General features: G+C 70.2%; 21 protein-coding genes and 1 pseudogene. 4 read left to right on the top strand and 18 right to left on the bottom strand.

The window, feature by feature from the left end:
* Positions 1-54: 54 nt before the first annotated feature.
* From E0H26_RS29895 to E0H26_RS29885, 3 genes and pseudogenes are all read right to left on the bottom strand, one after another.
* Positions 55-519, bottom strand: a complete 465-nt coding sequence (locus E0H26_RS29895) for a hypothetical protein (protein WP_131303931.1) — start codon at positions 517-519, stop codon at positions 55-57.
* 301 nt (positions 520-820) lie between these two features.
* On the bottom strand, positions 821-1,030 hold the full coding sequence (locus E0H26_RS29890) for a hypothetical protein (protein ID WP_240742157.1): 210 nt from the start codon (positions 1,028-1,030) through the stop codon (positions 821-823).
* A gap of 181 nt (positions 1,031-1,211) precedes the next feature.
* A pseudogene (locus E0H26_RS29885) lies at positions 1,212-1,319 on the bottom strand (oxidoreductase); the annotation flags it as partial.
* 478 nt (positions 1,320-1,797) lie between these two features.
* Between E0H26_RS29885 and E0H26_RS13425 the strand changes: the two are divergent.
* A complete protein-coding gene (locus tag E0H26_RS13425) occupies positions 1,798-2,382 on the top strand; it encodes a DUF5134 domain-containing protein (protein ID WP_165521847.1) in 585 nt (194 codons plus the stop codon).
* A gap of 50 nt (positions 2,383-2,432) precedes the next feature.
* Here E0H26_RS13425 and atzF read toward each other — a convergent pair whose 3' ends face one another.
* From atzF to E0H26_RS13390, 7 genes are all read right to left on the bottom strand, one after another.
* Positions 2,433-4,127 (bottom strand): allophanate hydrolase, encoded by a 1,695-nt coding sequence (gene atzF, locus E0H26_RS13420; protein ID WP_240742136.1) that lies wholly within the window; start codon positions 4,125-4,127, stop codon positions 2,433-2,435.
* The gene (locus E0H26_RS13415; protein WP_131303928.1) at positions 4,124-4,741 is read right to left on the bottom strand and encodes an urea amidolyase associated protein UAAP2; all 618 of its coding nucleotides are present in this window, start codon (positions 4,739-4,741) and stop codon (positions 4,124-4,126) included. Before E0H26_RS13415 ends, atzF begins: the two co-directional genes overlap by 4 nt.
* On the bottom strand, positions 4,738-5,451 hold the full coding sequence (locus E0H26_RS13410) for an urea amidolyase associated protein UAAP1 (RefSeq protein ID WP_131303927.1): 714 nt from the start codon (positions 5,449-5,451) through the stop codon (positions 4,738-4,740). The genes E0H26_RS13415 and E0H26_RS13410 overlap by 4 nt, the downstream gene beginning before the upstream one ends.
* A gap of 126 nt (positions 5,452-5,577) precedes the next feature.
* The gene (locus E0H26_RS13405) at positions 5,578-6,657 is read right to left on the bottom strand and encodes an extracellular solute-binding protein (protein WP_131303926.1); all 1,080 of its coding nucleotides are present in this window, start codon (positions 6,655-6,657) and stop codon (positions 5,578-5,580) included.
* 162 nt (positions 6,658-6,819) lie between these two features.
* Positions 6,820-8,346 (bottom strand): glutamine synthetase family protein, encoded by a 1,527-nt coding sequence (locus E0H26_RS13400; RefSeq protein ID WP_131303925.1) that lies wholly within the window; start codon positions 8,344-8,346, stop codon positions 6,820-6,822.
* Positions 8,339-9,667: a Rieske 2Fe-2S domain-containing protein gene (locus tag E0H26_RS13395; RefSeq protein WP_131303924.1), complete on the bottom strand. Its 1,329-nt coding sequence runs from the start codon at positions 9,665-9,667 to the stop codon at positions 8,339-8,341. The genes E0H26_RS13400 and E0H26_RS13395 overlap by 8 nt, the downstream gene beginning before the upstream one ends.
* Positions 9,668-9,762: 95 nt before the next feature.
* A complete protein-coding gene (locus tag E0H26_RS13390) occupies positions 9,763-10,710 on the bottom strand; it encodes a PDR/VanB family oxidoreductase (RefSeq protein ID WP_240742135.1) in 948 nt (315 codons plus the stop codon).
* A gap of 222 nt (positions 10,711-10,932) precedes the next feature.
* Between E0H26_RS13390 and E0H26_RS13385 the strand changes: the two genes are divergently transcribed.
* The 3 genes from E0H26_RS13385 to E0H26_RS13375 all read left to right on the top strand — a co-directional run bounded on the left by E0H26_RS13385 (position 10,933) and on the right by E0H26_RS13375 (position 12,698).
* Positions 10,933-11,652: a GntR family transcriptional regulator gene (locus tag E0H26_RS13385; RefSeq protein ID WP_206025058.1), complete on the top strand. Its 720-nt coding sequence runs from the start codon at positions 10,933-10,935 to the stop codon at positions 11,650-11,652.
* A gap of 69 nt (positions 11,653-11,721) precedes the next feature.
* Complete coding sequence (locus E0H26_RS13380) at positions 11,722-12,078, top strand: cupin domain-containing protein (RefSeq protein WP_131303923.1); 357 nt, start codon at positions 11,722-11,724, stop codon at positions 12,076-12,078.
* Positions 12,075-12,698 carry a cysteine hydrolase family protein gene (locus E0H26_RS13375; RefSeq protein ID WP_131303922.1) on the top strand — a complete coding sequence of 208 codons (624 nt, stop codon included), beginning with the start codon at positions 12,075-12,077 and terminating at the stop codon, positions 12,696-12,698. Before E0H26_RS13380 ends, E0H26_RS13375 begins: the two co-directional genes overlap by 4 nt.
* A 63-nt stretch (positions 12,699-12,761) precedes the next feature.
* Here E0H26_RS13375 and E0H26_RS13370 read toward each other — a convergent pair whose 3' ends face one another.
* The 8 genes from E0H26_RS13370 to E0H26_RS13335 form a co-directional block, all read right to left on the bottom strand.
* On the bottom strand, positions 12,762-13,754 hold the full coding sequence (locus tag E0H26_RS13370) for a phosphotriesterase family protein (protein ID WP_165521846.1): 993 nt from the start codon (positions 13,752-13,754) through the stop codon (positions 12,762-12,764).
* A 27-nt stretch (positions 13,755-13,781) separates the two neighbouring features.
* On the bottom strand, positions 13,782-15,695 hold the full coding sequence (locus E0H26_RS13365; protein WP_131303920.1) for a primary-amine oxidase: 1,914 nt from the start codon (positions 15,693-15,695) through the stop codon (positions 13,782-13,784).
* A gap of 79 nt (positions 15,696-15,774) precedes the next feature.
* Complete coding sequence (locus E0H26_RS13360; RefSeq protein ID WP_131303919.1) at positions 15,775-16,887, bottom strand: FAD-dependent oxidoreductase; 1,113 nt, start codon at positions 16,885-16,887, stop codon at positions 15,775-15,777.
* Complete coding sequence (locus E0H26_RS13355) at positions 16,884-18,122, bottom strand: aminotransferase class V-fold PLP-dependent enzyme (RefSeq protein ID WP_165521845.1); 1,239 nt, start codon at positions 18,120-18,122, stop codon at positions 16,884-16,886. Before E0H26_RS13355 ends, E0H26_RS13360 begins: the two co-directional genes overlap by 4 nt.
* Before the next feature lie 134 nt (positions 18,123-18,256).
* The gene (locus tag E0H26_RS13350) at positions 18,257-19,708 is read right to left on the bottom strand and encodes an aldehyde dehydrogenase family protein (RefSeq protein WP_131303917.1); all 1,452 of its coding nucleotides are present in this window, start codon (positions 19,706-19,708) and stop codon (positions 18,257-18,259) included.
* Complete coding sequence (locus E0H26_RS13345) at positions 19,698-20,768, bottom strand: phosphotriesterase family protein (RefSeq protein WP_131303916.1); 1,071 nt, start codon at positions 20,766-20,768, stop codon at positions 19,698-19,700. The genes E0H26_RS13350 and E0H26_RS13345 overlap by 11 nt, the downstream gene beginning before the upstream one ends.
* Before the next feature lie 28 nt (positions 20,769-20,796).
* Positions 20,797-21,858, bottom strand: a complete 1,062-nt coding sequence (locus E0H26_RS13340; RefSeq protein ID WP_131303915.1) for an ABC transporter ATP-binding protein — start codon at positions 21,856-21,858, stop codon at positions 20,797-20,799.
* Positions 21,855-22,703, bottom strand: coding sequence for an ABC transporter permease (locus tag E0H26_RS13335; protein ID WP_131303914.1), 849 nt, complete (start codon positions 22,701-22,703; stop codon positions 21,855-21,857). Before E0H26_RS13335 ends, E0H26_RS13340 begins: the two co-directional genes overlap by 4 nt.
* Between the last annotated feature and the right edge of the window lies 1 nt (position 22,704).

Here is a 22,704-nt window from a genome sequence, read left to right as displayed (position 1 = left end):
GTATAGAGGTACGGCCCGTTGAGATGCGCCCCGGTGGGCGGGTGAGAAGAGCCGTCAGGAAGCGGCGTATGGGTAGCGCAGTTCCAGCAGGATCGCCTCGCCCTCGCTGGCGCCCACACCGACCGGCTGCCACTCGCCTGGGTCGATCTTTTCCGTCTTGATCTCGGCGGGTTCGCTCTGCTCGTCAGCCGGCAGCACCTCGAGCGTCGCGGACGTCGTACGACTGTTGTCGCCCCGGATGAAGTAGACCTTGGGGATCTCCATCGATAGGTATCCCGAGGTGCCCGTCGCCTTGAAGCAGAAGTTGGGGCCCCCTGGCAGGGTCAGGTCGTTGGTCTGTACGAGGATCAGATCGGCCGGCGGGCGATTCGGGTCCGAGCCACATCCCACCAGCATGATCCGCCCGTCGCCCTTATGCAGCGTGATGCCGCGCCGCTCCAACACCTCGGCGGCCCCGGGGTAGCTGAAATCCTCCACAATTGAGCCCGGCTGGTCGGCCGCGGCGCCCGGCTGCGCCACAGCGGGCTCCGTCGCGCGGTCCGGACTCGCTCCACCGGCGGCTGTAGCCACCGCACCTATCACGACTGTTAGGCCGAGCGTGACGCCGCCCGCGACTATGGCAACCAGAGATGACGAAACCTTGCCCACAGCAGCCCTTCCCCCGTTGTGCTGCGGCGCAGAGCTCTGATGCAGAGTCGACAAAACTGCCCGACTCGCGCCCCCGCCGTCAGATAGACCGCACTCTACGTCATGAGTCCCGGCGCCACCAGACCGTACGGTGACCGCTCGGCAACGTAAAGCGCACCGCGAGCGTCTTGTTTCACCGATGGATGTGGACCGGGGTTGTGGGGGCGTCCTGACCGTCGATCCATCGGTGGGGCGCGGTGGGGTCGACGGCTAGCGCGGTGGCTACGCCGGCGACGGCCGCGCCGCCGTCCAGTACGCGGAGCGCGGCCGTGCGGCGGCGGATCCCGCCGGTGAGCATGATTGGCAGCGGCGCGTCCGCGAGGATCTCGGACGCGGCCTGCAAGAAGTACGCCTCGCGGGCGAGCGTGCGCCCATCTGCGGTGTGTCCGTGTACGGCCAGGCTCTCTACCGGGCCGCCGGAGAGCTCGACCAGGGTCGGTGCCGTGTTGAGCGAGCATGCCGATCACCTGGTGGGCATCGTCCTCGGCGGAGCCGCCGCGTTGGAAGTCCGCTTGGTTGAGCAGGTAGCCGTGCGCGGCGTGCACCTGGACGCCGTCGAAGCCCGCGTCGCGGGCCAGCGCGGCGGTGGCGGCGAATCGGCGTGCGGTCTGCTCGATCTGCTGGGCGGACATCGGTCGGCCAGCGCCTGCGGATCGATCATGACGTGGCCGGTGATCAGTAGCCCAGGCCGCAGCGGTACGCGTCATCGCGGTCCCGACAGGCAGACACCGCAGGACAGGGCATCAGCGGGCTGCTGCTCAGCGGCATCGTGCATCCCGGGTCAGGAGAGAGCATCGACGATGACGACCACCTGGCATGATCCGGGACGCCCACTCCCCCGGGCCGATCCGCCGGTCCTGATCAGCGCCATCGCGTTGGAGCTACGCCCGGGCACGGGGCAAAGGCCGGCCGGTGGCCCGAGGTGCACGACGTTGACCTGTAACGCCGCAGGTCAACGGCCAGCGCGCTGCTGCGTACCGACTTCGCCACAGGGCCTTTTCGGCCGCCGGGGAAGGTGAAAGAGTGACCGCATCCCGCGAATCATGACCGGATACACCGGATGCAGACGATTGGATCGACCCGATGACGAGCCCGGCGCTACGGTGGCCGATGACGCTCGCGCTGATGGTCGTGGTGCCGTACTTCACGAGCCGGCTGCTGCATCCCGCACGTCGGCAGCCGGGCACCGGCCCGGCACCGGCCGGCTGGTCCCGGATGCGCGAGTTTCCCCATCTGCTCATGGCGACCTCGATGGTCGCCATGGTCTGGCCGATCGGGATACCAGCGCAGGTGTGGATCGCGCTGTTCGCGCCGATCGCGGTCTGGTTCACGGTCCGCGCCGCCCGGTCCCGGGATCGGCTGCCCCACGGTTCCCGAGCGGTGGCGACGTACTTCGCCGTCTCCACGGCGGCGATGGTGTGGATGGCCGCCGCGCACGGCGTGCGGGCCGGCGGGCATCACGGCGGCATGCCGGAGGCGACCTCCTGGTGGTCACCGGTGGTCAGTCTGGCGCTGGGCGGATACCTGCTGCTCAGCGCGGGATGGTGGGCCAGCCGGGGCCTACGCCTGACACCGCGCTGGCAGGAACCGGGCGGATCCGAGCCGCCCGAGTCCCGGTCCGGAGCGCGGGCGGACGGCATCTGCCACGCCGCGATGGGGATGGTGATGGGTCTGATGCTGCTCGCGATGGTCTGAGCCGACTGCCGACGCCCTGACCGGGCGGCCGGCTCGCAGCGGCCGGCCGGTCAGACCGGGGTCGTCAGCGCCGCCCGCCAGCCACCGGCGGCGCTGACGTCACGGGCCCCGCGTATGCCGTGTTCGGCGGCCAGGAAGCCGATCACCGTGCTGCCGTCGTCCAGTCGAATCGGGCCGAGCCCGAGCGGCGCCGGGATGGTGCCGAGCAGGGCGCCGATTGCCTGGTGCGGCAGCTGCCACACCTCGACCGCGATGCCGCCGTCCGGTCCGTCGCCGGTGAAGATCAGCCCCGGCCGGGCGACACCCGGTCCGGGCAGCCGGTACAGGCGGTACCCGGCGGCCGTGCGGGCGCGGGTGTGCAGCCGTCCGCCGAGCCCGACGAGCTGCGGATTGAGCGGCATGCCGGTCAGGTGTGCGCCGACGACCGCGACCAGCGCGGTGCCCGCCGGCGGCCGGTCGGCACCTCCGCCGGGTCGGTCCTCACCGCACCAACGTGCGGCCAGGTCCAGCAGTGGCCGGTCGGCGAAGGCCGGCGCGACGAACTGCACCCCGAAGGGCAGTCCGTCGGCCCGGGTGCCGGCCGGCACCGCCACCGCGCACAGGTCGAGCAGGTTGACGAAGTTGGTGTACGTCCCGAGCCGGCTGTTCACCCCGACCGGGTCGGCGGCGACCTCGGCGAGGGTCGGGTGTCCCGGCGTGACCGGCAGCAGCAGCGCGTCGACGTCCAGCCAGATTCGTTCGGTCTGTCGCCTCAGTGCGGCGAGGCGGTCCAGCGCGGTGAAGACGGCCGGGCCGGTGACGTCGCGGCCAGCCGTGACGACGGCCCGTACGGTCGGGTCCACGCCGGTCCCGGAGAGGTACGCCCCGAACGCCGCCCACCGCTCGGCCACCCACGGTCCGCCGTACAGCAGCGCGGCGGCGGCCAGGAACGGCCCGATGTCGACGGGTACCACCTGGGTGGCGACCCTGCCGAGCCGATGCAGCGCCGCCGCCCAGGCCACCCGGTGTGCCGGGTCGAGGTCGAGGTCACCGGCGGGTACGGCGATGGTGCGCATTCGTGCCGCCACGCCCGGGGGCGGCGTCGGCGGAGCCGGACGTGACCATGGATCCTCGGGGTCGGGCCAGGCGAGGACGTCGAGGGCGGCGACGCCTTCGGCGACGGACCGGGTGAAGGTGGTGACACAGTCCAGCGACCGGCAGGCCGGCAGCAGCCCACGGGTGGACACCAGGCCACGGGTGGGCTTGACCCCGACGACACCGTTGAAGGCGGCCGGCACCCGGCCAGAGCCGGCGGTGTCGGTGCCCAGGGCCAGCGGTACCAGGCCGGTGGCCACGGCGACGGCGCTGCCGGAGCTGCTCCCGCCGCTGACGTGCTGCGAGTTGTGCACGCTGTGGCAGGCACCGTAGGGGCTACGGGTGCCCACCAGCCCGGTGGCGAACTGGTCCATGTTCGTCTTGCCGACCGGCACCGCGCCCGCCTCGACGAGCCGGCTCACCGCGACGGCGGAGGTGGCTGCCGCCCGGTTCGCCAGATCGGGGCAGCCGGCCGTGGTCGGGTACCCGGCGACGTCCAGGTTGTCCTTGACGGCGAACCGTACGCCGGTCAACGGTCCGTCGGGGGCCTCGGCGGCGAGGCGCGTCACTTCCTGCCGGGAGAACTCGGTGATCCAGACGTGCGGCGCGGCCTCTGTCGACACCGCCTCGCCGATCGGTGGGCTGCCACCGGTCGGGGGAAGCGGCGTCACGACGCCCATCCGAGCAGTCGCACCGGGGTCGGGTCGTAGCCGTTGCACGGGTTGTTCAACTGGGGACAGTTGCTGATCAGTACCAGGATGTCGCGTTCCGCGCGGAGTTCGACGTGCTTGCCGGGCGCCGAGACCCCGTCTGCGAAGGTGAGTCCACCGGTCTCGGTCAGCGGCACGTTCATGAAAAAGTTGATGTTGTGGGTGAGGTCCTGTTTGGTCAGCCCACCGGCCACCGCGTACCGGAGGAAGGTGGCCCGGCAGGCGTGCTGGTGCCGGGTGTGCTCGCCGTAGCGCACCACGTTGCTCTCCTTGGCGCAGGCGCCACCGAGTGTGTCGTGCCGGCCGCAGCTGTCGTCGACGATCGTGGCCAGCGGATCGAGGCGTACGCTGCGCAGCACCGAACCGGTGGTCAGGTACGCCGAGCCCTGTGCCCGGATGGTGTCGACGGCGCTGTACCGGTTGGCGGTGTCCCGCGCGTCGTACAGCAGGGTGTCGACGGCCTGGTTTCCGTGCAGGTCGACGATGCGCAGCCGACCACCGGCCGGTATCTCGCCGAGCCATCCGTCGCCGGCGGCGACGGTCACGTCGAACAGTGCCTGCGGTACGACTGTCACCGCACACTCCTCTCGGTGGCGGCCAATGCGCGGCCCGATTCCGCGCGGAACGTCCGGCTGGCGTCGTCGGCGGGCGCGGGCTCGCCCGGGGTCACGGTCGCCCGTACCCCGGCTGGTTGCCACTGCGGCGACGGGTCCAGGGGGTGCGGCGCGGTGCTGAGCACCACGAGTAGGTCCTGCTCGGCTCGCAGGCTCACCCAGTCGCCGGCGCGGGTGTGCCCGGGTTCGTACGTCAGGGTGCCCCGCGCGTCGCCGCCGGGGCGTACCTTCACGAACCAGTTGACCGTGGCGTGCAGGTCCCGTTCGCCGAGGCCGTGCACGTACAGCTCGTCGAGTAGCAGGCTGCGGGCGCTGCGACGCCAGTCGTTGCGGTCCCGGCCGTAGTCCGATGGGCCGAAGCGGGTCAGGTCGCCGTCCAGGCTGTGCCCGGTGATCGCGTCGTGCCAGTCGGAGGAGGAACCGGTCACCGAGACCAACGCCTTGCCCATGTCCGACATCAGCACCATCGGCGGGTGGATCCGCGCCGACATCTGCGCCTTGAGCGTGTCCGGCACGTTGAGTCGCTCCTGCCGGTCCGCCGCGTAGATCAGCATGCTGGCCACGGCGTCGGTGCCCTGCGCCTCGATGCGCAGCGTGCTGCCGCGGGCCAGGGTGAGTGACCAGGCCGCGCCGCCCGGAACGTCGTGCCGGTAGCCGGCGGCGTAGGTCATCGGGTCTCCTCGTCGGGTTTGCGTGGGAGCCGCACGCGCCGCTCGCCGATCACGACGGCGGGCATCACCGGTGGCCCCAGGACGCGACAGGCGCGGGGCCGCGGTTTCCCGCGGCCCCGTCCGTGATCAGCCTGCGAGCCACTTGGTGTACCAGGCCAGCAGTTCGTCGTTCGCCTTGGCGCGTTCCTCGGCGTTCAACGGGATGACACTGGTGTTCGCGGGCGAGTTGACGATTTTCGCCTTGGTTTCCTCGTCCATGAAGTTGAACGCCTCGGGGTTGCCGGGGCCGTATCCGGTCAGCTTGGCGAACGCGGCCTGGCGCTGCGGGTCGTTGAACACCTTGGCCAGGGCCTGGATGTTCGCCATGTTGGGTGCGGTGGCCGGGATCGTCATCACGTTGGGGTTGACCAGCGCCTGGTCGAACGAGATGGTGACGTCCACGCCCTGGTTCTTGAGGGCGGTCGCCTGACCGGAGGGCCCGGCCACGACCGCGGCGGTCTTGGAGGTCAGGAGTTGCTGGATCTGCGGGTATTGGGTGTAGAAGACCATGTTCGGTCGCAGCTCGTCGAGCTTCTTGGTGCAGAGATCCAGGTCGAGCGGGTACAGCTTGTCGGGTGCGACGCCGGCCGCCAGCGAGGCGATCTCGCAGGCGCTGTCGAAGCTGCCGGGGCTGCCCATCCAGCCGCGCTTGCCGGGGAACTTGGCGACGTCCCAGAAGTCGGCCCAGTTCTTCGGCCCACCGTTGGGGAACGTCTCGGTCAGGTAGGCCTGGACGTGGCCGACCATGAAGGTGCCGAAGGCGTAGTCGCGGATGTTCTCGGGCAGGTTGATGTCCCGACCGACCGAGTCGTCGAGCCGGGCGATGTTGGCCTTGTGCTGGTAGACGGTGTCCAGGCCGACGTGGATCGCGTCGTACGGCCCCTTGCCGCCGGTGAGCATCGTGTTCACGATGGCGTCGCCCTCGACCTCGGAGATGACCTTGACGCCGGTTTCCTTGGTGAAGTCGTCGAAGTAGCTGCCGCTTCGTGCCTTGTTGGTGGGGCCGCCGAAGTCGGCCCAGACGACCTGCCCGCTCAGTCCGCCGGAGGCGTCCGAGTCGCCACCGGATTCAGCCGACGTGCAGCCGCCGAGAACGAGTGCCAGCGCTGTGCCGGCGACGAGCGCCGCGCGCATCCGCCGACGCGGGTTGATCAGGAGTGTGCGCAACCTTCCTCCATGTGCTTCCGTGTGCCTTCAACAGCCGTGACACCGGCACCCCGCCGCCGTGGATCCATTGAATCTCAGATTGGATCCCAACCTCAAGATGTGCATCCATAAAACCCGGGTCTCGATTTTGCTACGGTGGCGTTTCCCACCCAGGTCAAAGCCCTAGAACAAGCCGAAGTACTCCCGTTGCTCCCAATCGGAGACGTGCCGCAGGTAGCGCTCGTACTCGGTCCGCTTCAGGTGGGCGTACCAGTCGACCACCACGTCGCCGAAGGCGGCGCGGAACACCTCGTCGGACTCCAAGGCGCTCACCGCGTCACCGAGCGACCGGGGCAGCAGCGGCGCCGACGTGTCGTACGGGCTCGTGGTCGGCGGCCGCAGCTCCAGGTGTCGGGCGACACCGTCGAGCCCACTGACCGCCTGCGCGGCGATGTACAGGTAGGGATTGGCCGCCGGCTCCCCGCACCGGTTCTCCAGCCGGGTGGCCGGATCTCCCGGCCCACCGACGGCCCGGACCATGGCCCCCTTGTTGTCGATCCCCCAGGCGACCCGGTCCGGGGCTAGCGAGAAGCTCTGGTAGCGCTTGTAGCCGTTGACCGTCGGAGTCGCGAACACCGACGCCCCGGCGGCATGACAGAGCAGCCCCTCCAGGTACGCCTGACCGGTGACCGAGAGCGGCCCGCTGTCCTGCTCCCCGGGCACGAACGCGCCCCGCCCGGTGTGCAGACTCGTCAGCGACTGGTGCAGATGCCATCCCGTGGAGGCCGACTCGGCGCCCTGCGGCCGGGACATGAAGGTCGCGTGAAAACCGTGCCTACGCGCGATCTGCCGGACCGCGCTGCGGCAGACGACCACCGCGTCGGCGGTCGTCGCCGCGTCCGCCGCCGCCATCGTCAACTCCAGCTGACTCGGCCCGAACTCCAGCTCGATCGAGCGTAGCGGCAGGTCGAGCGCGTTCAGCCCGGTGTACAGCGCCTGCACCAGCTCGTCGAGACCGTCGAGCGTCTCCTCGTGCAGCAACTGGGAACCGGGCGTCGTCGGGCCGACCGACACGGCAGCGCCAGGCGCTCCCGGCCGACCGACCCGGTCGCTGGCGAACCCCGCGTCCACGACCCGGAAGGCGTGGAACTCCAACTCGGCACCGACGACCATCTGGTAGCCGCGATCAGCCATCTTCCGCAGCTGCTCCCGGAGCAGGCTCCGGGTGCAGAAGGGCACCGGCGAGCCGTCCGGGAAGCGCACGTCGCACAGGATCCAGCCGGTCCGGTCGGCCCAGGGCACGATCCGGAACGAGGTGGGGTCCGGCACCAACACGATGTCGCCGGCACCGGCGAAGCCGGCCACCCCGACACCCGTGTCGGCGGCGAAGACCGGATACGTCGACTGGCCCGAGGTGTCCTTGAGCAGCAGCGAGCTGGGGGCGGTCAGGCCCGATCGCATGGCCGCCGCGACCGCGGAGCGGGCGATGGTCTTGCCGCGGACGATGCCGTGCTGGTCGACGAAACCGAAGCGCACCATCTCGATGCCGAGCTCGTCGATGACCCGGCGCATCTGCGCCGCGGCGGCGTACTGCGTCTCGGTCCACAGGTCGTGCCGGTCGACGAAGCCGCCGCGGTCCTTCGCCAGCATCGGCCGGGCGCTGGCCCCGCCGCCACCCTCGGCGACGTCCCGCTCGTCGACGTTACGCATCGGCCGACTCCGGCTGCGCCTGGCACCACGGCGACCGGCTACGGCGTTCGGCTTCCTTCTCCCGCCACCGGTCCTGCCAGCCCTCGCTGGGCGTGACCAGGTCGACCGCGAGCGGGCCGACCAGCCGGGACGCCGACGCCTCGTCCAGCGGATGCGCGGGAAGCGCGCCGCCGGCCTGGAACGTGTCGATCGCCCGCAGCAGCATCCGCCGGTTGGCGGTGACGGCGCGGTCGGAGACGCCCAGCCGCTCGACCGTCCGGTCCTGGATCCGTCCCATGCTCTCCACCGCCCACTGGTCGTGGACGTTGATGTCGAGCCCCATCCCGGTGTACGTGAGGTCGCGCTGCTCGGCCGGGTCGAAGCCCCAGTTGTTGGAGCGGTTGCGCAACGGCCGGTAGTCGGGGAGGGAGACGCCCTCCAGCCGCTGCCGCAGCAGCGTCTCCTTGTCGGTCTCCTCGGCGAAGTCGTAGAAGATCATGTACCAGTAGTGGTTCTCGTCGTCGATCGGCACGTGCCACTGGGTGAAGACCTTGCTGTTGCCGAAGGGCACCACGAAGGCGTTCGGGAACATCAGGTTGGTGACCCGGACGTGCTTGATGTCCTCGGTCAGCTGGCGGATGGCGAACAGTCGCAGCCCGTGTTCGGCGCTTTCCACCTCGATGTCGGGACGGTAGTGGTCACCGACCAGCTTCGACAGCTTCGTACCGGTGCCCTCGACCACTTCGCTGAACTGCTGGCCGTAGACGTCACGCGGGTCCTCGCCGACGAACCGGTGCAGGAACGAGACGTGGCTCGGGTCGATCCCACCTTCCAGACCCTGGAGCCAGTTGCACTCCCAGAGTCCCTTGAAGGCGAAGGTGTAGGCGTCCGGCGCGGTGAAGCAGTCGTACGCGGGGAAGGGCGGCGGGTCGCCGGCGCCCAGGTAGGCGAAGATGATGCCGTTACGCTCCACGCACGGGTAGTTGGCGATCCGGATCTTGTCCAGGAACTGGCTGTGCGGGGGCTCGGCGGGCTGCTCCACGCAGCGCCCCTCGTCGTTGTAGAGCCAGCCGTGATAGAGACAGCGCAGCCCGCCGTCCTCGAGTCGGCCGTAGGAGAGGTCGACCCCGCGGTGGGCACAGAAGCGGCTGATCAGTCCCCAGCCGTCGCCCCGGCGGAACAGCACCAGTTCCTCGCCGAAAAGCCGGATCGCCTTGACCGGACGATCGACGGGCATTTCCGACACCAGGCCCGCCGGTTGCCAGTAGGCCCGCATGAGGCCACCCAGTGGGGTCCCGGCTCCGGTCTGGGTGAGTTTGTCGTTGTCTTCCTGTCGCAGCACTGCTTACCTCCGCGGTTCGAGGACGAGGGTGGAGCGGGAAGCAGGTGCCCGGCGCCCATCGGCGGCGGACGGCACCGGCAATACGCGACGTCGGCTCACAGGTCCAGGACCAGCCGCTCACCGGCTGCGCGGGAGACGCACACCATCATGCAGTCCCCCGCGGCCCGCTCCTGTGGCGTGAGGATGTGGTCCCGGTGGTCGATCTCTCCGCCGAGCACCCGGGTCTCGCAACTGCCACAGATTCCCTCCTGGCAGTCGTGGACCACGTCGACACCGGCCTCCAGGAGGACGTCCAGCCCGGAGCGGTCGGCGGGCACCGTCAGCTCGACATCGCTGCGTTCGAGCCGGATGGTGAACGAGCCGTCCTCCGGCGACGACTGGACCGCCGCCGGCGCGGCGAACAACTCGGTCCGGAGCCGGTCGAGGCAGCCGGCCTCGGTCATGGCGGCCCGGAGCGCGTCCAGCATCCCGATCGGGCCGCAGGCGTAGACGAGCGTGTCGGAAGGCAGTTCGTCGAGCAGCGTCCGCAGGGCGGGCTGGGGACCGTCGGTCTCCGCGTACACCCGGACCCGGTCCCCGTACGGCGTCAGCTCGTCGATGAAGGCCATGTTCGGCCGGGCGCGGCCGAAGTAGTGCAGCTGGCCGGTGGCACCCCGTCGGCTCGCCTCGGCCAGCAGCGGGAGCAACGGTGTGATGCCGATGCCGCCGGCCACGAACACGTACCCGGCGGCGGGTTCCAGCGCGAAGTGGTTGCGCGGCCCGCGGAGCCGGACCCGGTCACCGGGGCGCAGCTCGTCGTGGACCCACGCCGAGCCACCCCGGCCGGCCGGCTCACGCAGGACGGCGATCCGCCACACGGGCACGCCGGGATCGCCACACAGGGAGTACTGCCGGGTGGAGCCGTCGCCGACGACCAGGTCGACGTGGGCGCCGGGCGCCCAGTCCGGAACGACCACACCGGCGTCCGGGACGAGTTCGACCGACATCACGCCGACCGCCTCCAGCCGGAGTGCGCGAACGACGAAGGGTAGCTCTACAGACACAGTTCCCCTCTCATTGGATCCAATGTTAATGGCTTCGGATCCTGAGCGGAAGCAAAGATACCCAAGTTCACCCCAACTGCGTCCACGCAACCACCGGCCTGCTATCTTGATGTGACTCAACGGGCAGGTTTGGGCACTGGCGGGCGTTCCCCACGCCGCCGCACCTCAGCAGTCAACGTCAGCCCGTGCCGCGTCGTCGTCGAGCTAGAGGAGAGTGGCCGGGTGACCAGCGAGCCCGCGGAAACGGCGGTAACCAGGAAGACCGGCGCAGCCCTCGTCGACGACCTCGCGGAGCAGATCCGCGACCGGATCATGACCGGCGCCATCCCGATCGGGGCCCAGCTGCGCCAGGCGGAGCTGGCCAGCAACTTCGGCGTCTCCCGCACGCCGGTCCGGGAGGCACTGCGCCAGCTGCAGACCAGCGGCCTGATCGAGGTGCTGCCCAACAAGGGCGCCGTGGTCAGCGTGCCGGCGCCGTGGGACGTCCGCGAGGCGTACGAGGTCCGGGCGGAGCTGGAGGCGCTGGCCGCCGCTCGGGCCGTTCCCCGGATCACGCGCGACCAGATCGAGCAGCTGCGGGTGGCCAACCAGGAGATGTACGACCACTCCGCGGGGCGCCACCCCGTGCCCGCCCAGCACGATCACCGGCGCAGCAACGACATCTTCCACACGCTGATCGCGAGCATCTCCGGCAACGCCCGGCTGAGCAAGGCGATCAGCGACATCAACGAGACCTTCCCGCGCAACGTCTCCGCCCAGCTGGTCGTCAACGACAGCCGGCACCGCGACGAGAACTTCCACGAGCACGAGCGGATCCTGCAGGCACTGGCCGACGGCGACGCCCAGCAGGCCGCCGACCAGATGCGCGAACACGTCATCAAGGCCGGCGAGCAGCTGGCCCGCTGGTACGAACTCCGCTCGTCCACCGTCTTCCGCGGATGAGTTTGGATCCAATCTAGTCCGCATGGCATCCAATGCGTTAACCTGGGCTTCCCGCTCGTAGGAGGTCAGATGACGCTCACCACCTTCCCCAGCACCGCCACGGGCCTTGAGGAGAGGCCACTCGGGCCACCGAGCGCGCAGCCGCTGAGCGGCGAGATCCTGGTCCGCAGCCGCGTCGACTTCACCAACGGCAACCGCACCGTCATCTCGGGCATCTGGGAGTGCGAACCGGGCTCGTCGCGCTGGGAGTTCCTCACCCGAGGCGAGATCATCCACGTGGTCTCCGGCCGGATGACGGTCCAGGAGGACGGGGCGGAACCGACCACGGTGACCCCCGGCACCACCGCGTACTTCCCGATCGGCTGGCGCGGCACGTGGACGGTGCACGAGACGCTGCGCAAGGTCTACGTGGTGTTCACGGCATGACGACCTCAGTGCCGCCCGCCGTCGTGGGCAACGCCGTACTCATCGTGGTCGACATCCAGGGCGGCCAGGTACCCGACGAGGAGTCTCGCTCCGAGATCGCCCAGATGGGTGGGCGGCGGGAACGTGCGGACCGGGTGGAGCGCCTCATCGACTCCTGCCGCGAACACGACGTGCCCGTCGTCTTCATCCAGGAGGTCCACAAGCCGAGCCTGGTCGACATCGGCCGCGAACTCGACGGTGCCGAGGGCCCGCACTGCGTCGAGGGGTGGCCCGAGACGGAACTCGCACCATGGGTCCGGCCCCGCCCCGACGAGTTCCTGATCCGCAAGCGGCGATACTCAGCGTTCTTCGGAACCGAACTGGAGATCGTGCTCAAGGCGTACAAGGCCGAGACGGTGCTGCTCATCGGCGGCCTCACCGACGTCTGCATCCACTACACGGCGGTGGACGCGCACCAGCACGACTACCGCGTCCGGGTACTGACCGACTGCATCGGCGGCTCCAGCCGGGAGGCGCACGACGCCGCCCTGCGGGCCATCGCGTACCTCCAACGCGACGCCCTGGTCACCAGCGAGCACGTCTTCGACTGGCTGGCCGCGGGCAAGCCGACCGCCGGCTGACCCACCCGTGCCGGTGGCGGGGCCCGAAGGCGCCCCGCCACCGCCGCGTCCTACCGCCCCGGCTCACTCACCGAACATCGCCCGCCGCGGATTGTCCAACGTCATCGAGGCGATGACATCGGGATCGATGCCGACGGCCACGGCGTACTCGGTGAACTCCTCGAACAGGAAGCACATCCCCGGGCCGCCCTGCGCCGCCTGGTGAGAGCGCTGGCTGACGTCCTGGGAGAGCAGGATCTTCGCGGCGAAACCACGGTCGACGAGGTGCTTCAGGTATTCGACCCGCCGCCGAAGCTCCGCATCCACCACCTGTCCACCGACCTTGCACGCCATCATGCAGTCGTACTCGACGTACACGCCGCGGTGGAGCAGGTCGAGGGAGTACCGCACATCCTTCACCGTGTCCGTGTGACCGACGATGATCCGCTCCGGGTCGACGCCCTCGGCGGTGAGGATGTCGATCTGCGCCTCGCCGGTCGGAAAGGTCGGCGCGTGCGTACTCACCAGCGCACCAGTCTCCACCGCCGCCCGCCCCGCCGCCCGGAACGACCGCTCCTCATTCGCGGTGATCCTCGGGCGATCAGAGGCGATCTCCCCGATGAGCCCGGCGCGCACACCGGTGCCCGGAATCTCGTCGAGCAGGTCCGCGACGAGATAGTCGGCGATCTGGTTGGTGGTGTTGCGCTCCCACCATCCCGGGTCGAGGTACGCCTCGAAGTAGTGACCGGTGCCCAGGACCACGTTGACACCGGTCCGCTCCGCCATCTCCCTGGTCGCCAGCACGTTGGCGACCGAGCGTGACCCGGTGACCGGATTCTGCACCTGGTGGGCCGGATCCCGGTCGTAGTAGACGGGTGCCGCGTGGTCGCTCAGCTCACCGTTGGTGACGTCCCACAACGTCGACCCGCCGCGTTCGACGAATCGCCGGATGTCGCGCTCCCGTTCCTCCCACACCGTCATGAACCCGTCCCGGGACTCGGTCGGGGTCAGGTTCACGAAGACGTGCTCGTGCGGAAGGGTCACGCCGAGATCCGCCGGGCCGAGCGGCCCGGTCACCGACCACACCTGGTCCATGCGCCGCGCTCAGTGACAGCAGCCGTCGGAGGTGGCACCGTGCCGACGGGGAGCCGGCAGGTCCAGCGACGGGTTGCGGTCGAAGAAGCCGTCCGGTTCCAACCGCATGCCGATGCGGTGCGCCGCCATGATCGGCCATTCCTCGGGACGAGGATCGTGGTGCACGCCGACCACCGGCCAGAGCACGAGTTCGACACCGTCGAGGGATCGGCCCGCCTGCTGCCAGGCCGTGATGCCGTCCTCGCCGAGTGGCGCCTGGTTCGGGTACTCCCCCGCGATGAACCGCTCCGACGGTTCGTACGGCGTGGCCCAGAGTTGCTTGGCGACGAAGGGCGCCTTGCGTTCGACGACACTGCCGGGCCGCGCGAACAGTCGCGCCGTGTTCGGCAGGGTGAGCCGGTAGCCGGTCTTGTCACCGTACCGGTTGGTCCGATCGCTGCTCTCGACCAACCAGTGCACCGCCCGCGCCGGGTTGCTGTTGCGCGCCGCCTCGGCCTCGCTGGCGATCGGGGTCCGCACCATCCGGCAGGCGTTGCCGTACGGGTTGAGCTCCTCGTCCTCCTCCACCTCGGCGTGGATCTCGGAAAGCCGGTTCAGTGGACCGTCGACCCCCATGTCCAGCCGCAGACCGAAGTAGTGCTGGTGGTTCGGGGCCTGCACGTTGGGGGCGACCATACGGCCGTAGCGTGGCGTCTGACCGTCGTCGATACCGGAGACCGACAGGATGCCGGTCAACTTGATCTCCAGGTCGATCATGCCGTCCTGGTAGAACGACCAGTAGAAGCCGTAGTCGTAGTTGGCCACGGTGGCGAAGAACGAGACCACCATCCGGCGACTGCGCCGCACGTCCGCCTCGCCGGTACGGGTGTTGACGTGCTTCCAGAGGATCGAGAAGTCCTCCTCGTGCATGCAGATCGCGTTCTTGATGGTCCGCGCCTGGCCGTGACCGTTGAGCACCGCGGCGTCGAGGTACCGGATCTCCCCGAGGCAGTCACACCCCAGTTCCAGGGACGCGGTGAGCGGGCCGGCACCGTACTCGCCCCAGTCGAAGAAGTTCTTGCGGTACGCGGTCGGGTCGCTGTCCAGGTACGGCACGTACATCTCGCTGACGGCCGCCCGCTTCAGCACCGGCCGCACCTCGTCACCGTCGCGGTAGGTGATGTCGTGCAGCACCAGACCCTCGCGGTGGGTGAACCCGACCCGGAAGGACCAGTTCTGCCAGGTGACGAGTTGCCCGTCGATGGTGAAGCCCGGCCCCTCCGGCTGGATGATCTCCAACGGCGCGACGTGCCGGTCCGGTCCCCAGGTGCCGGAGCGGTAATTCCCGGTCTCGGATGCCATCGGGATGACCCCGTGGTCCTCGATCCGGACCACTTCGAGGGTCTCCAGATCCATGATCGGAACGAGTCCGGCCACCGGCCGGGCGTAGCCGTTGTCGTCCTCGCTCAACCGGTGCCAGACGGTGCCCCAGGACAGCCGGCGACCGGCCAGGTCCTCGGGCTCGAACCCGGTGATCGACTCGGGGTCGACCCAGATCAACGACGGGTCGGTGATGCCGCGTTTGGCGAGCGCTGCCTGGAACGCGGCGTCCTGCCGGCACGCCTGGGCGACCAGCCGGGCCTCCTCGCTGGAGACACCGGGTCGCTCGGAGTCCACGGGTGTCCACGAGGCCACCGATGCCGCCCGGTCGGTGCCCGAGGTCCAGGCACCGACCTCCCAGGCGGCGTGCTCGTCGGGATTCATCACCACCAGCCGCACCGGTCGGCCCTGCCCCGGGGCCAGGGCCCGGGCCAGTCCCTCCTCGACCGCGATCCCCCAGTAGCGCGGTCGTTCCCCGATGCGCGGGTCGGCACCGACCAACGCGACGACTTCGGCGATCTCGGTTTCGGTGAGCGGATCGTTCCAGTGCACTGCGCTCGTCATGACTTCTCCACTGCGTGCGGCTTACGGTCGACGGACGGCGCCGGGCCGGCTGCTGCCGGAGTCGGCGGGGACAGGGACATCACTGGCTGAGCCGGCGCTGCACGCCGACGAAGTCGAGGTCGCGACGCTCCTCGCCGCAACACAGGTCGGCAACCGCCTCGCCGATCGCCGGGCCGAACTTGAATCCGTGCCCCGAGCACGCGGCGGCGACCACCACCGACGGCGCCCAGGGCAGCCGGCCGAGCACGAAGCGCCGGTCCTGGGTCATCGTGTACAGGCAGGCGGCCGCCTCGGCCACGTCCCGCGCCGGGTCGGCCCGTACGCCGGGGACGTACTGCGCCATCAGCCGGCACAGTTCGCTGATCTCGCCGTCGGTGGGCGGCGCGACCGGCTGGCCGGGATCCCATACCTCACCGACGTCGACGCCCGCCTTGAAGCCGTTGCCGGCGGCGTCCGGGATGCCGAAGACGAGCCCTTCCGGACGGTCCACGGAGAAGGCCCCGAGCCCCGGTGGTCGGGCAACCGGTTGGTCGGCCCGCAGCGAGACGGTGACGATCCGCCACACCTCGAAGAGGTCGGCGAGCCGGGGCACGACCCGACCGACCCAGCCGCCGGTGGCCAGCACCAGCGACCGGGCCCGGATCCGGCGCGCGGAGGTCTCCACCAGGCAACCTTCGCCGACCGCCTGCCAGCCCAGCATGCGTTCGCCGTAAGCCAGTTCCACGCCGGCGGCGCGGGCCCCGGCGCGGGCGACCGTCAGGGCGCTCTCGGCCTCCACCACACCGGCGGACGGGTCGAACACGGCCTGGTAGCCCTCGGGCACGACGAACGAGGGCATCAGCTCGCGCATCCGGGACCGGTCCTCGACGACCTCGCATCCGGGTCCTTGTAGGCGGGAGACGCCGCGATGGGCGTAGAGGCCGCCGGTGCGGTGCACCAGGGTTTCCCCGCTGGCCCGCTCCCAACGCTCCCAGCCGGCGAACGCCCGGGCGACCAGGTGGTTCCAGGCCGGGTTGGGGTAGGCCCGCCGGATCATCCGGGTCCGGCCGTGCGACGAGCCCCGGTGGTGGCCCTCGGCGAACTGGTCGATCGCGATGACCGACACGCCGCGCTGACCCAGCTCGTAGGCGGCGGCCGTGCCCTGGACGCCGAGCCCGACGACGAGGACGTCGATCTCGGTCTCGTCACTCATGGGTTCACTCCCCCGGCGATCTCGGCGACCGCACCCAGCAGCGCCTCGTGGTCGGCGTCGTTGTTGTAGACATGCACCGAGGCCCGGACCACCGAGGCCACCCCGCGAAGACCGAGGTCCCACTGGCCGTGGCTGGCCGGTACCGACACGGTCCGCACGCCGCGTACGGCCAGCCGGCGGCTGACCACGTCGCTGGCGAGGCCGTCGACGGTGAACGTGACGATGCCCGAGTGGCTGGCCGGTGGATCCTGCACGGTCACCCGGTCGATGGCGGCGAGCCCCCGGCGCAGCCGGGCACCGGAGGCGACCAGGTACTCCGCCGTGGCGTCGATGCCCCGGTCGAGCAGCTGGGTCAGCGCCATCCCCAGACCGAGCCGGCCCGCCACCGAGGATTCCCAGGTCTCGAACCGGCGCGCCGTCGGCGACAGGCTCCATTCCCGCGCTGCGGTCCAGACCGCACCCCGCACGTCCGGGGCAGTCGGTGTGAGCCGTTCGAGCAGGCTGCTGCGCAGGTAGGCGAAGCCGGTGCCGCGCGGGCCGCGGAGGAACTTGCGGCCGGTCGTGACCAGGGCGTCGCAGCCGATGGCGTCGACGTCGACCCGCAGCTGTCCGACCGACTGCGTCGCGTCGAGAAGGTAGAGCGCACCGGTGCGGCGGGTCAGGTCGCCGATCTCTCGGACCGGCTCGACCAACCCCGATGACGTCGGTATCTGGGCGACGCAGACGATGTCGCGCGGGCCGCCGGTGAGCGCCTGCTCCAGGTAGTCGAGGTCGACCGAACCGTGGCTGTCGTTGGGCAGCAGGACGAGTTCGGCGCCGGTCTCGTTGGCCAGGCTGAGCAGGTGCAGGGCGTGGCTGACGTAGGTCGAGCGGGCGACCAGGATGCGGGCCGTCGAGTCCAGCCGGAGGGCGTCCACGACGACCCGCAGCCCGGTGCTCGCGTTGTCCGACAGCGCGATCTCCTCCGGGCGGGCACCGAGGAGGCGCGCCGCGCCGGCGTAGACCGCTTCGACGCGGGCGGCGGCCGCCGCCGCGGCCTCGTAGCCACCCTCCGTCTCCTCCCGCCGCAGGTGGGCCACGACCTCGTCGACCACCGCGACCGTGGGCAGCGCGGAGCCGGCCGAGTTGAGGTGGTGCGCGTGACGAACGCCGACGGTCTGTGCCCGTTCCCGGGCCACGTCCACGGCCCGGGTGCGGACATCGAGCCGGTCGACGTCCACGTGGTCAGCGTTCACCGAGAGGTCCACCGTCGACCGCTCCCCTGCCTCGAGTCCTGGATCCAAAGTTGTTGGATATGGATCCCAGGATACGCCAAGCCCGTAAGCCCGAACAACATGATGGATACCATCCAACTTGTGATGGATACGATTTACAGGCTGACGACGACTGCCTTCGGCTCCAGATAGCTGTGCAGCGCCTCGTCGCCGAGATCGCGGCCGAGGCCCGAGTCCTTACGGCCACCGAAGGAGAGCGCGGGATCGAACACGTTGTAGGTGTTGACCCACACCGTCCCGACCTCCAGCCGGGAGGCGACCCGGTGCGCCCGACTCAGATCGGTGGTCCAGACCCCCGCCGACAGTCCATACGTCGAGTCGTTGGCGATCCGCACCGCGTCGGCCTCGTCGTCGAAGGCGATCACGCCGACGACCGGCCCGAAGATCTCCTCCCGGGCGATGACCATGTCGTTGGTCACGCCGGTGAACACCGTGGGTGCCACGTAGAAGCCCTGCTCGGGCAGGTTCGTCGCGCCACCGACGACCATCTCCGCGCCCTCGCGCCGCCCCTGCTCGACGTAGCCGAGAACCCGCGTGCGCTGCTCCGCGGAGACCAGCGGACCCACCGAGATCCCCCCGGAAAGTCCGTCTCCCATCGGCACCCGGGCGGCCGCCTCGGCGAACCGGGCGGTGAACTCCGCGAGGACGCCACGCTCGACCAGCAACCGGCTGCCCGCCGTACACATCTGCCCGGAGTGTCCGAAGGACGCCCGCACCGCGGTGGCGACGGCCGCGTCAAGGTCGGCGTCGCCGAACACGATGTTCGCGCTCTTGCCGCCGAGTTCCAGGGTGACCCGCGCGAACCGCCGTGCGGCGGTCTCCCCCACCAGCCGACCGACGGCGCTGCTACCGGTGAAGGACACCTTGTCGACATCGGGATGCTCGACCAGGGCCGCCCCGACCCGGCCGTCACCGGTCAACACGTTGAACACGCCGGCCGGCACACCCGCCGCGCTGAGCAGGTCGGCCAGCCGGAGCATCGTCAACGGCGTCTGCTCGGCCGGCTTGACCACCACCGAGCAGCCGGCCGCCAGGGCCGGTGCGATCTTGAAGGCGCCGGTCATGATCGGGAAGTTCCACGGCAGGATGAGCGCGGCCACCCCCACCGGTTCGAGGGTGGTGTAGACGTGGTGGGCACCGGGGTCGATCGGCACGGTGCTGCCCAGCAGCCGGCTGGGGGCACCAGCGAAGTGCCGGAAGGTACGCGCGGCGTTGGCCACGTCGGCGCGGGAACGCTCGATCGGCTTGCCGTTGTCGCGGGTCTCCAGGACCGCGAGGTCCTCCAGTTCCGCCTCGATCAGGTCGGCGACCCGATTCAGGACACGGGTCCGCTCCAACGGCGGCAGGCCGGTCCAGCGCCGCTCGGTCAGACTCCGCCGGGCCGCCTCGACCGCGGCGTCCACGTCGGCCGCGGTGGCCTGCACCGCTCGGGTCAGCACCTCCTCGGTGGCCGGGTCCACGACCTCGAACAACTCACCGCCGGGTCGCCACGCACCGTCGACGAACAGCGACTGGCTGGGCGCGAGAGCAGGTAGGTCAGCACGCATCACGGATCTCCTCGACCGAGGTGTTGGTCAGGTTGGCAGGCGAACGGTCACCGGCGGACGACCGGTCCAGCAGCCGCAGCGGCTCAGTGGTCATCATGGCCTCCAGCCGGTCCACGGCGACCCCCCGACGGACCAGTTCGGGCAGCACCCGGGTGGTCAGGTGGTCGTAGCCCTCGCCGCCGTAGCGGCGCAGTTGGGTCTTGGTCCACACCGAACCGCCGAGCACCCACCGGCCGTCGGCCCGCCCGGCGAGGAACGACTCGAAGAAGTCCAGCCGCTGCGGGTCGGACGGGTTCCGCATCCGCCCGACGTGCTGTAGTTCGGTGCCGAAGCACATCTCGAGCGTCACCCCGGTGTCGATCAGGTCGTTCCAGTACCCCGGGTCGAGATACTCGTCGGCATTGGTGAGCAGGATCCGGTCGGCCGGCAGCCCGGCACCGGTCATCTCGGCCACCACCTCGACGCCGTTTCGGACGTCGCCGTCGAGCCGGACCCCGACACTCGCGCCGGTCTGGCCGGCCGCACCGGCCGCGGCGCGCAGCCGGGCCCGCTCGACGGCGGGAAACTCCGCGGTGGTTCCCATGATCCCGATCAGGGCAGCCCGGTAGTCGGTACCGGGAACCCGGTCGGTCAACGCACCGAGCAGGTGTCGGTACACCCCGTCCTCGTCGAGGTCGCGCGCCCATCCGGGCAGGGTCGGTGTCACGTACAGGCCGTACGCCACGGCGACGTGTACGCCCGCGGCCCTCGACACCGCCGGCAGGGCCGCGTGGTCGGGTCCCAGGCCGACGCTGGTGTCCTCGACGACCAGATCGACGCCACGGGCGGCGTGCCGCAACTCCGCGACGGCAAGGTGCGGATCGTCCAAGCGCAGGTTGTCGGCCAGCGCCAGGGCATTCCAGCGGAGGAAGCCGAGGTTGCGGATCGTCACCCGATGATCGGTGGGGGTCTGTTCCCGGCCGGGGCGGCACAGGCTGCTGGCATCGCTGAGCAGGTGCTGGTGCATGTTGACCCGGCCCACTACGGCTGCCGGCACCGGCCCCAGCACCGTCTCGATCATCGTTGCCGTCCCGGTTTCCGCACGGCCCTCACGCGACCAACTTGAGTGGTTGGTCCGCCTGCGCCGGCCGGATCACGTGGATCCGGTCCGGATCCACGCACCCGAGGGTCACCTCGGCACCGGGCACCAGGACGCTGGCGTCGGTGTGCGGCGGCAACGAACAGACCACGCTCTGCCCGCTCGGCGTGGTCATCTCCAGCCGGAAGCGGCTGCCCTGGAAACTGACCAGGCGGACCACACCCTTGACCTGCCAGTGACCGGCGGCCTGAGCCGGGTCGACCACGACCAGGTCCTCGGGGCGGATGACCGCGGTACCGACCGCCGTGTCGCCGGTGCCCGGTGGCAGCAGGCCCTGCCGGTCGGCGGGGAAGAGATTCGCCTCGCCGAGGAAGCCGGCCACGTACTCGTCGACCGGCCGGCGGTAGAGGTTCTCGGGCGAGTCGATCTGCACGAGCTGACCCTCGTGCATGATCGCGACCAGGTCCGACATCGTCATCGCCTCGGCCTGGTCGTGGGTGACCGCGACGGTGGTGATGCCGACCTGCTGCTGGATCCGCTTGATCTCGACCTGCATGCGCTCGCGCAGCTGCTTGTCCAGCGCCGCCATCGGCTCGTCGAGCAGCAGGATCCCCGGATCCGAGGCGAGTGCGCGAGCCAGGGCCACCCGCTGCCGCTGGCCTCCGGACAGCGACGCCGGAGAACGGTTGACCATGGTCCCGAGGTCGACCAGGTCCAGCATCTCCTGGACGACCTTGCGTCGTTCGGCTGTCGGCCGGCGCGCGGCCCGCAGCGGGAAGGCGACGTTCTCGCCCACGGTCATGTGCGGGAACAGCGCGTAGGACTGGAAGACGACGCCGACCTTGCGCTTGCGGGGTGGCCGGCTCTCGACGTTCTGCCCGTCGAACAGCACGTGCCCACTGTCGATGTGTTGCAGCCCGGCGATGACGTTGAGCAGCGTGGTCTTGCCGCTGCCGCTGGCGCCGAGCAGGGTCACGAAGGTGCCCGGTGCGGCGTCCAGGCTCACCCCGCGGAGGACCTCGAACTGGCCAAGTGTGACGCGGACGTCCTGGATCGACAACGCGATGCTCATACGGTCGCGGCCTTTCGGGAGAGGCGCCGGGCGCGGGCCGCGCGGCGGCTGGAGAACAGGCTGTAGCCGCCGAGCAGCAGGACGGCGGCCATCGAGACGAGGGTCGAGGCGGCGGTCAGCTGCGGCGACAGCTCCTCCTGTGAGGCGGTGAGCATCTGCAACGGGAGGGTCTTGACACCCACCGGGGTGAGGAAGACCGACAGGACCACCTCGTCGAAGATCACGGCGAAGGCGAAGACCGCACCGGCGAGCATGTGGCCGGCGATCATCGGGAGGTCGACCCGCCAGACGATCATCGGCCAACCGGCACCGAGGGTGCTGGCCACCGGGCGCAGCGCCGGGTCGGCCTGACTGAGTCCGGAGGAGACCATCACGAAGACGTACGGCACGGCGAGCAGCGCCTCACCGAGAATCAGGAGCCCGAGGTTGTCCTGTAGTGCGGTGGCCCGCAGGCTCACCGAGTAGAGCCCGACGGCGTACGCCACGGGTGGGATCGCCATCGGCACGATGAACAGCGTGCGGATCCACCGACGGGCCGCCCGTGAGCGCAGCCGGGTCAGCGCCAGCGCACCGAGGGTGCCCAGCAGCACCGCGATCACGGTGCCGATCCCGGCCACCCGTAGGGAGATCTTGAACGCGTCCATCCACTCCACGTCGCCGAGCACCCCGATGTAGGACTGCAGTGAGAAGCCCTCGGGCGGGAAGATGATGTACGAGGTGCCGGTCCAGCTGGTGGCCACCACGACCAGGAACGGCAGGTAGAACAGCAGGCAGGTGAGCACGGCGACGATCAGGATCGGAATCCGGTACCAGCCGATGCTGCGACGCAGCGGAGAGTCCGTCATG

The organism is Micromonospora zingiberis, assembly GCF_004331455.1.
GTDB lineage: Bacteria > Actinomycetota > Actinomycetes > Mycobacteriales > Micromonosporaceae > Micromonospora > Micromonospora zingiberis.
The sequence above is the reverse complement of the archived record's forward strand: the minus strand, read 5'-3'. Positions and strand labels throughout refer to the sequence as shown.